The following is an 8,536-nucleotide window of genomic DNA, read 5'->3' as shown; positions in this document are numbered from 1 at the left end:
GGGGGCGCGCCTGGCGCGGCGCAGACCCGCGCTGCGGCTTGCGCTGGCAGCCATCGGCGGGCCGCGCAGCGAGGCGCTGTCGGTGATCCTGTCCCTGGGCCTGGGCCTGACGGTGCTGGCGGCGGTGGGGCAGGTGTCGTCGAACCTGCGCCAGGCCATCGCGACCGAACTGCCCGAACGTGCGCCCAGCTATTTCTTCCTGGACATCCAGCCCGATCAACTGGACCCGTTCCTGACCCGGCTGCGGGACGATCCGCTGGTCGGCGACGTGCAGACCGCGCCGATGCTGCGCGGCATCGTCACGCAGCTGAACGGCCGCCCCGCGCGCGAGGTCGCGGGCGATCACTGGGTGCTGCGCGGCGACCGGGGCATCACCTATGCCGCGACCCCGCCGCCGGGCACCCAGATCACCCGCGGCGACTGGTGGCCCCAGAATTACGCCGGCCCCCCGCTGGTCAGCCTGTCCGAGGAGATCGCGACCGAGATCGGCCTGGACCTGGGCGACACCGTCACCGTCAACATCCTGGGCCGCGACATCACCGCGACCATCGCCAACCTGCGGGTGGTCGATTTCAGCGACGCGGGCATCGGCTTCGTCATGGCGCTGAACCCCGGCGCGCTGGCGGGCGCGCCGCATACCCACATCGCCACCGTCTATGCCGATCCGGCGGCCGAGGCGCAGATCCTGCGCGATCTGGGCAACCGCTTTCCGAACATCACCGTCGTCCCCGTGGCCGAGGCTATCGACCGCGCCTCCGACGCCCTGGCGGGGATCGCGGCGGCGGTGGCCTGGGCGGCGGGGGCCACGCTGGTCACCGGCTTCGTCGTGCTGATCGGGGCTGCGGCGGCGGGCGAACGCGCGCGCGTCTATGAGGCCGCGATCCTGAAGACGCTCGGCGCGTCGCGCGCGCTGATCCTGGGCAGCTTTGCGCTGCGCCAGGCGCTGATGGGGGCGGCGGCGGGGCTGGTCGCGCTGTTGGGCGGGGGCCTCGCGGGATGGGCGGTCAGCCGCTTCGTGATGGACGTGCCCTATCGGTTCGACATGGGCTCGGCGCTGCCCATCGTGGCGGGCGGTATCGCCGCGACCGTCGTGGCGGGGCTGGCCTTTGCGTGGCGCCCGCTGGCCGCGCGGCCCGCACAGGTCCTGCGGGCGCAGGACTAGGGGTCGACGGGACCGGGCAGGGGGGCCGCGGGCTGGGACACGTCGCGCTGCCATTCCCGCCAGATCGACATCAGCAGCGCCATCAGCACCGGCCCCACGAACAGGCCCACCAGGCCCATCGTCTTGATCCCGCCGATCAGCCCGAAGAAGGTGGCCAGGAACGGCAGCTTGACCGGTCCGCCGATCAGCACGGGGCGGATGGTCTTGTCCACGATGAACAGCTCGACCGTGCCCCACAGGAACAGCGCGGCGCCCGCGACCGGCGTTCCGCTGAACACCAGATAGGCCGAGATCAGCGTGAAGGACAGTGGCGCCCCGCCCGGGATCAGCGCCATGAACCCGGTCACGACCCCGAAGAACACCGGCGAGGGCACCCCCGCCAGCCAATAGGCCGTGCCCAGGATCACCCCCTCGCCGATGGCGATCAGGGTCATGCCGGTGACGGTCGCGCTGATCGTGGCGGGGACCACGCGCGACATGTGCGACCAGCGGCCGGGCAGGATGCGCGCGCCCACGCGGTCCAGCTGCGCCACGATGCGTTCGCCGTCGCGATAGAAGACGAACAGCGCGATCAACGTGAACAGCAGGTTCAACATGAAGTGGAACGCGGTCGATCCCGCGGTCAGGATGCCGCGATAGACGGAATAGATGTTCGACCCGGTCACCGCCTGGACCAGCTGGCTGATCGCGCCGGGCTGACCGATATAGGTGCGCCATTGCTGGTCCAGCCACGGCCCAACGCGGGGGATGTCGGCGATCCAGGGGGGCGTGGCCTCGCCCATGGCGTTCACGTTGCCCGCCCACAGGATCCAGACGCGCAGTTCGGCCGCCGCATAGGTCAGCGCCATCAGCAGCGGCACCACCAGGATGCACAGGATCGCCAGCACCAGCAGCGTCGCGGCCAGCGTCGGCCCGCTGCGCTGTGCCAGGCGCTCGCGGATGCGCCAGCTGGCCACGCAGATGATCGTCGCGGCCAGGACCGGGATCAGGAAGCCGTGGAAGAAATAGATCGACGCCGCAAGGATCCCCAGCAGCAGCCAGCGCGCGGCCGACAGGTCGGTGACCAGCGGGCGCGGCGCCGGACGGGGAACGGCGTTGCGGTCGGCCCCTGGGGTCATTCGCGCGTCTCCGGGTGGTCGTCGCCAGGGGCGGGGGGCAGCGTGCCCTCGGCCCGGTCGCGGTGCAGGGCGGCGCGGCCCAGCAGCATCAGCGTGACGGGAACCGTCGTCATGATGCCCAGACCCACCATCAGCTCATGCAGGATCGGGCGCCCCTGCTGAAAGCTGGCCAGCAGCGCCGACCCCAGGATCACCCCGCCCGTCCCCCAGCTGGAGGCCAGCGTCGGCGCATGCAGCCGGTCATAGAAGCTGTTCATCCGCAAGAACCCCCAGGCCCCGATCAGCGTCAGCGTCGCACCCAGCATCACCAGCCCCGCCACCGGAATGGCCAGCCACAGGGGGATGTCGTCAAGCGGGCTCATTCGATCACCTCTCCGCGGAACAGGAACTTGGCTAGCGCGATGGAGGCCACGAACCCCATCACCGCGATGACCATCGCGGCCTCGAACAGGTACAGTGAGCCAAGACGCATCCCGGTGACCAGGAACAGCAGCATCACCGCGATATACAGCGTGTCAAGGGCCAGCACCCGGTCCTGGGCGCGGGGACCGCGCAGGATGCGCAGGCCCGCCAGGCAGCCCGCCAGGGCCAGGACCACCTGGGCGTAGCCGATGGCAAAGGTCAGGATCGTGCCGCTCATTCGAAGATCTCCTGCAGCATGGGTTCATACACGTCGCGGATGACATGCAGGTAATGGTCGGTCTCGGCGCCGTCGAAGACATGCAGAACAAGCGTCTGGCGGTCGTGGGAATATTCGATCCAGGCGGTGCCGGGCGTGGCGGTCAGGATGATCGACAGCACCGCCAGCCCGGTCGGGCTGCGCAGCTGCAGCGGCACCTCGAGGAAGGCCGAGCGGCGGCCCGACCGCCCCTCGGTCAGGATCAGCCGCGCCACGCGGATGTTCGACCGGACGATGTCGCCGAACAGCGTGGCGATCAGCCGCGGCACCACGCGCCAGTTGCGCGGCGTGGCCCGTTCGGGGTGCAGCGACGACATCGCCCAGCCCGCCAGCAGCGCCAGCGCGCCCCCCAGCAGCAGGTGACCAAGCGAGAACCGCGTCATCACCATCCACAGCAGCGTCAGCAGGCCCGACTGGACGGGATAGGGGACAAGCCGGGTCATCATGGAACGTCCTCTGGGGTGGGCGGCTGCGCGTCGTCGGCACGGGGCGCGGTCAGCACGCCCTGGGCATAGCGCGACGTCTGGTGCAGCGCCTGCGCGGTGCGGTCGGTATAGCGCAGCACGGCCTCGGATTCGATGCTGATCACGGCCAGAACGGCGATCAGGGCCATGATCGGGGCGATCTCCATCGCCATGACGGGGGAATCGCGGTCGTCATTGGCCCAGAAGGTCTGGATGCCGATCCGCGCCAGCCCGATCAGCGTGGCAAAGCCCGATACCAGCAGCAGCGCGACGAAGGCCCAGCCCAGCCAGGGGCTGGTATCGGCCGTGTCGAAGACGCCCTGGATCATCGTCAGCTTGCCGATGAAGCCGGGCATCGGCGGCAACCCTGCCAGCGCCAGCAGGCACAGCGCAAAGCACGCCGCCAGCAGGGCGGGGCCCGCGGCGATGGCGGGGCCGTCCGGGCCGTCGTCGTCGGACGGCAGGTCGGCCTTGGCGCCATAGATCTCGGCCGTCAGCGCCAGCATGGCGGCGATGCCGCCGTCGTCGCGCGACATCGGCTCGACCATCAGGAACAGGGCGCCCGCGGCCAGGGTCGACGCGACCATGTAATGCAGAGCGCCCGCCAGCATCCATTCCCCGCCCCCCGCCAGCGCCAGCCCGGTCACGGCCAGCATGGTGCCCGACGACAGGACCACCGCATGCGCCGCGATCCGCCCCAGGCTTTGCGACGCCAGCACGCCCAGCATGCCGAAGACGACCGTGGTCATGCCCAGCCCGATCAGCAGCCCCGCGCCCAGCCCCGCAGACGGGCCCGATCCGGCCGCGAACAGCAGCATCGTCAGGCGCAGGATCGCATAGATGCCCACCTTGGTCATGATCGCGAACATCGCGCCCACCGGCGCGGCGGCGGCCATGTAGGCGTTGGGCAGCCAGAAGGACAGCGGCCATATGCCCGCCTTGACCAGGAAGGCCACCCCCATCAGCGCCAGGCCCATCTGCAACAGGGGCCGGTTGGCGGCATCGATGTCGGGCATCATGCTGGCCAGATGCGCCATGTTCAGCGTGCCCGTCACGCCATAGATCAGGCTGATCCCCAGCAGCAGCAGCAGGGACGCCGCCAGGTTGATCGCGATGTAATGCAGGCCCGCGCGGACCCGCACCTGTCCCGACCCGTGCAGCAGCAGGCCGTAGGACGCGGCAAGCAGCACCTCGAAAAAGACGAACAGGTTGAACAGGTCGCCGGTCAGGAACGCGCCGTTCAGACCGACCAGCAGGAACTGGAACAGCGAAAAGTAATGCTGCCCCTGCCGATGCCAGGACGCCCGCGCATAGACCAGCGACGCCAGCGCGAGCACCGATGTCAGCAGCAGCATCATCGCCGCCAGGTGATCCAGCACCAGGACGATCGCCATCGGCGCGGCCCAGTCCCCCAGCAGGTAGAAGCCGATGTTCTCGGCCCCTTCGGACGCGCCCAGCTTGGCGCGCATCAGCAGCGCCACCGCCACCGCGAGGGTCAGCCCGGTCGCGATCAGGCTGAGCCAGAATTTCGCCGCGCGCTGGCGGTCGTCATAAAGCAGCATCAGCGCGCCGGCGACGAAGGGGATCAGGATCGGGGCGATGATCAGGTGCTGGCTCATGGCTGCTCTCTCTCGCGGCCGTCGACATGGTCGGTGCCGGTGAACCCGCGCGAGGCGATCAGCACGACCAGAAACAGCGCCGTGGTGGCAAAGCTGATGACGATGGCGGTCAGGACCAGCGCCTGGGGCAGCGGGTCGGCATAGCGGGTCGGATCGACGAAGCCGCCCTTGGGCATGATCGCGGGCGCCGACAGCGTCAGGCGCCCCATGGAAAAGATGAACAGGTTCACCGCATAGGACAGCAGGCACAGCCCGACGATGACCTGGAAGCTGCGCGGGCGCAGGATCAGCCAGATGCCCGACGCCGACAGAACGCCGATGGCCAGGGACAGCACGATCTCCATCAGCGGATCTCCTTCGTGGCTGGGGCAGCGTCGTCCTGTTCGCGCAGGCGCGCGGCGCGCAGGGACTGGTGGGCGATGGCGATCAGCATCAGCACCGTCGCGCCCACGACCAGGGCAAAGACCCCCAGGTCGAACAGCAGCGCGGTCGCGGCGGGCACGTTCCCAATCAGCGGGATCGAGACATAGCGGGCATGGGCCGACAGGAAGGGATAGCCGAAGATCCACGACCCCATCCCCGTGCCCACCGCGATCAGCAGGCCGATGCCCATCCAGCGGATCGGCAGGATGGTCAGCCGCGCCTCGACCCAACGCACATTGGTGGCCAGGTATTGCAGCAGGAAGGCGATGGCCATGGTCACGCCCGCGGCGAAGCCGCCGCCCGGCAGGTCATGGCCGCGGAAGAAGAAATAGGCCGCGACCATGATCAGCACCGGGAACATCCACAGCATGATGACCGACGGCACCATCAGGTAGTCGTCCAGCGCCTGCTGGCTGGTGGCCTGCTGCTGGTTGGGCTGGTCCACGCTTTCGGGGGCGGGGCGGAACCGGCGCAGCAGCGAATAGACGGTCAGGCCCACGATCGCCAGAACGGCGATCTCTCCGAACGTGTCGAAGGCGCGGAAATCGACCAGGATGACGTTCACCACATTGGTGCCGCCGCCTTCGTAATAGGCGTTGGCCAGGAACCAGTCGCCCACGTTCGGGACCAGCGGCCGTGTCATCACGGAATGCGCCACCAGGGCGATGCCCGACCCGCCCGCGACGGCCATCACCAGGTCGCGCATCCGCCGCCTGCGCGCGGATGCCAGGTTGTCCTCGGGCAGGCCCGCCCGGCGTTGGGGCAGCCAGCGCAGGCCCAGCAGCAGCAGGACCGTGGTCACCACCTCGACCAGCAGCTGGGTCACGGCAAGGTCGGGGGCCGACAGCCAGGCGAAGGTCAGGCAGGTGACCAGACCCGCGCCGCCCAGCATCGCCAGCGCGGCAAAGCGGTGGTACTTGGCCTGCCACGCCGCCCCCACCGCGCAGGCCCCGCCGATCAGCCACATCAGCGCGAATGCCGGGCTGAAATCGGTCACCCGCGCCGGGGGTGCCCAGGGGAACCGCGCGCCGATGGCCGCGACGGCCAGAAACAGCGCGACCGCCACCAGCAGGCGCAGCTGCGGCTGCAGCCGTTCGGTCGCCAGCCTGCCCAGCACGCGGCGGGGCAGGACCCACGCCCCCTTCAGCATAAGCCGGTCGAAGACGCGCTGCCCGCGCAGGCGGTACAGCAGGGGCGGGCCTTCGGGGCCCAGGGGGATGCGGGTCCGGGTCATCGCATAGATAAGCGTGCCCACGCCCAGGGACACCAGGCTGAGCATCAGCGCCGCATTGACCCCGTGCCAGATCGCGATGTCGTAATAGGGCAGGTCGGGCCCCAGCACGGCGCGCGCGGCGCGGTTGATGACGGGGCCGATCACCGGCGCGGGCAGGATGCCCACCGCCAGGCAGGCCGCGGCCAGCAGGCTGACGGGCAGGCGCAGCAGGACCGGCGCCTCGGACACGCGGCCGCGCAGGGCGTCGGGCAGCGGACCGAAGAACACCGACGCGATGAACCGGATCGCATAGGCGGCGGAAAACGCGCTGGCCACGACCGCCAGATAGGGCAGGCTGTCGTCCAGCCAGCTGCCGTTGTGCCAGGCGACGGCTTCGGCCAGGAACATCTCCTTGGACAGAAAGCCGTTCAGCAGCGGCACGCCCGCCATCGCGGCGGATGCGATAATTGCCAGGGTCGCGGTGAAGGGCATCACGCGCGCGAGGCCCCCCAGCTTGCGCAGGTCGCGCGTGCCGGTCTGGTGGTCGATGATGCCCGCGGTCATGAACAGCGACGCCTTGAAGACCGCGTGATTGCAGATGTGAAAGATCGCGGCCAGGATCGCGCCCTGGCTGCCGATGCCGGCCAGCGCGGTGATCAGGCCCAGATGGCTGATCGTCGAATAGGCCAGCAACCCCTTGAGGTCGTGGCGGAACAGCGCGATCACCCCGCCGGTCAGGAAGGTCGCCATGCCGATGCCGGTCACGGCCAGGAACCACGCCTCGGTCCCGCCCAGGACGGGAGAGAAGCGGATCAGCAGGAACACCCCGGCTTTGACCATCGTGGCGCTGTGCAGGAAGGCCGAGACCGGGGTCGGCGCCGACATCGCGCCGGGCAGCCAGAAGTGGAACGGCACCTGCGCCGACTTTGTGAACGCGCCCAGCAGGAACAGCGCCAGGATCGCGCCGTACATCGGGTGTTCGCGCACCTGCGGCCCCGCGGCCAGCACCACGTCCAGATCGTGGCTGCCCACGACATGGCCCAGCATCAGCATTGCCAGCAGCAGGCACAGCCCGCCCATCGCGGTGATCAGCAGCGCGGTGCGCGCGCCGTCGCGTGCCGCCTGGCCCTGGTGCCAGAACCCGATCAGCAGGAACGACACGACCGATGTCAGCTCCCAGAACACCACCAGCATCAGCAGGTTGCCCGACAGAAGGATGCCCTGCATCGCGCCGGTGAACGCCATCAGCAGTGCGAAGAAGCGCGGCAGGCGGTCCTTGCCCGCCATGTAGACCTGGGCATAGACGACGACCAGCAGGCCGATCGCGCTGACCAGCGTCGCGAACATCCAGGCGAACCCGTCCATCCGCAGCGACAGCGACAGCCCCGCCGACGGCACCCAGTCCAGCGATGCGCGCAGCACCTCGCCCGACATCACGGGTCCCCCCAGCCCCGCTGACAGCGCGATTCCGGCCAGCATCGTGATGCCCGCCAGAATCCCCGCCGCGCGCCCCGAGACGCTGATCAGCAGAAGCGCGGACAGGAAGGGCAGGACCGCCAGCAGCACCAGAAGGTTCTGCTGCGCAAGGGCGGTGGGGGTGATCATCAAGGGCGGTCCTTCGCTGGGGCGGCATACAGGGCGGGGCAGGATCCCAGGCGAGATCATGCGGGCGTCGGGGGAATGCGGCAAGATGCGGGTGATGACGGGACGGCGCATGCGATGCGGCCGTGCCGCGGCACGATCCGTCCGGGATCACCTCTGTGGGGGCGGCCGCGGAGCCATCGGCCGCGGGTCAGGACAGCAGGCGTCCGCGGGCGCGGGTCAGGCCAGCGGAGGGCCGCGGGCGCGGGCAGGGCGG

Annotated in this window: 8 protein-coding genes; 1 reads left to right on the top strand and 7 read right to left on the bottom strand. The window is 69.8% G+C overall.

What is annotated here, in order from left to right; genetic code table 11:
- Nucleotides 1-1,162: ABC transporter permease (locus FHD68_RS15985; protein WP_139086216.1), on the top strand; the 1,162-nt coding region annotated here is incomplete at its 5' end.
- Here FHD68_RS15985 and FHD68_RS15980 read toward each other — a convergent pair.
- The 7 genes from FHD68_RS15980 to FHD68_RS15950 are packed head-to-tail and all read right to left on the bottom strand — an operon-like array spanning nucleotide 1,159 to nucleotide 8,283.
- Complete coding sequence (locus tag FHD68_RS15980; protein WP_045983161.1) at nucleotides 1,159-2,280, bottom strand: AI-2E family transporter; 1,122 nt, start codon at nucleotides 2,278-2,280, stop codon at nucleotides 1,159-1,161. The two genes, FHD68_RS15985 and FHD68_RS15980, sit on opposite strands and share 4 nt — an antisense overlap.
- Nucleotides 2,277-2,642, bottom strand: coding sequence for a monovalent cation/H(+) antiporter subunit G (mnhG, locus tag FHD68_RS15975; RefSeq protein WP_045983162.1), 366 nt, complete (start codon nucleotides 2,640-2,642; stop codon nucleotides 2,277-2,279). The genes FHD68_RS15980 and mnhG overlap by 4 nt, the downstream gene beginning before the upstream one ends.
- Nucleotides 2,639-2,920 (bottom strand): K+/H+ antiporter subunit F, encoded by a 282-nt coding sequence (locus FHD68_RS15970; protein WP_045983163.1) that lies wholly within the window; start codon nucleotides 2,918-2,920, stop codon nucleotides 2,639-2,641. Before FHD68_RS15970 ends, mnhG begins: the two co-directional genes overlap by 4 nt.
- Nucleotides 2,917-3,402, bottom strand: coding sequence for a Na+/H+ antiporter subunit E (locus FHD68_RS15965; protein ID WP_046000366.1), 486 nt, complete (start codon nucleotides 3,400-3,402; stop codon nucleotides 2,917-2,919). Before FHD68_RS15965 ends, FHD68_RS15970 begins: the two co-directional genes overlap by 4 nt.
- The gene (locus tag FHD68_RS15960; protein ID WP_127898034.1) at nucleotides 3,402-5,042 is read right to left on the bottom strand and encodes a monovalent cation/H+ antiporter subunit D; all 1,641 of its coding nucleotides are present in this window, start codon (nucleotides 5,040-5,042) and stop codon (nucleotides 3,402-3,404) included. The genes FHD68_RS15965 and FHD68_RS15960 overlap by 1 nt, the downstream gene beginning before the upstream one ends.
- Nucleotides 5,039-5,386, bottom strand: coding sequence for a Na+/H+ antiporter subunit C (locus FHD68_RS15955; RefSeq protein ID WP_045983165.1), 348 nt, complete (start codon nucleotides 5,384-5,386; stop codon nucleotides 5,039-5,041). The genes FHD68_RS15960 and FHD68_RS15955 overlap by 4 nt, the downstream gene beginning before the upstream one ends.
- Nucleotides 5,386-8,283 (bottom strand): monovalent cation/H+ antiporter subunit A, encoded by a 2,898-nt coding sequence (locus FHD68_RS15950; protein WP_127898035.1) that lies wholly within the window; start codon nucleotides 8,281-8,283, stop codon nucleotides 5,386-5,388. The genes FHD68_RS15955 and FHD68_RS15950 overlap by 1 nt, the downstream gene beginning before the upstream one ends.
- Nucleotides 8,284-8,536 lie beyond the last annotated feature (253 nt).

The sequence above is a fragment of the Paracoccus marcusii genome, assembly GCF_006151785.1.
Classification (GTDB): Bacteria; Pseudomonadota; Alphaproteobacteria; order Rhodobacterales; family Rhodobacteraceae; genus Paracoccus; species Paracoccus marcusii.
The sequence above is the reverse complement of the archived record's forward strand: the minus strand, read 5'-3'. Positions and strand labels throughout refer to the sequence as shown.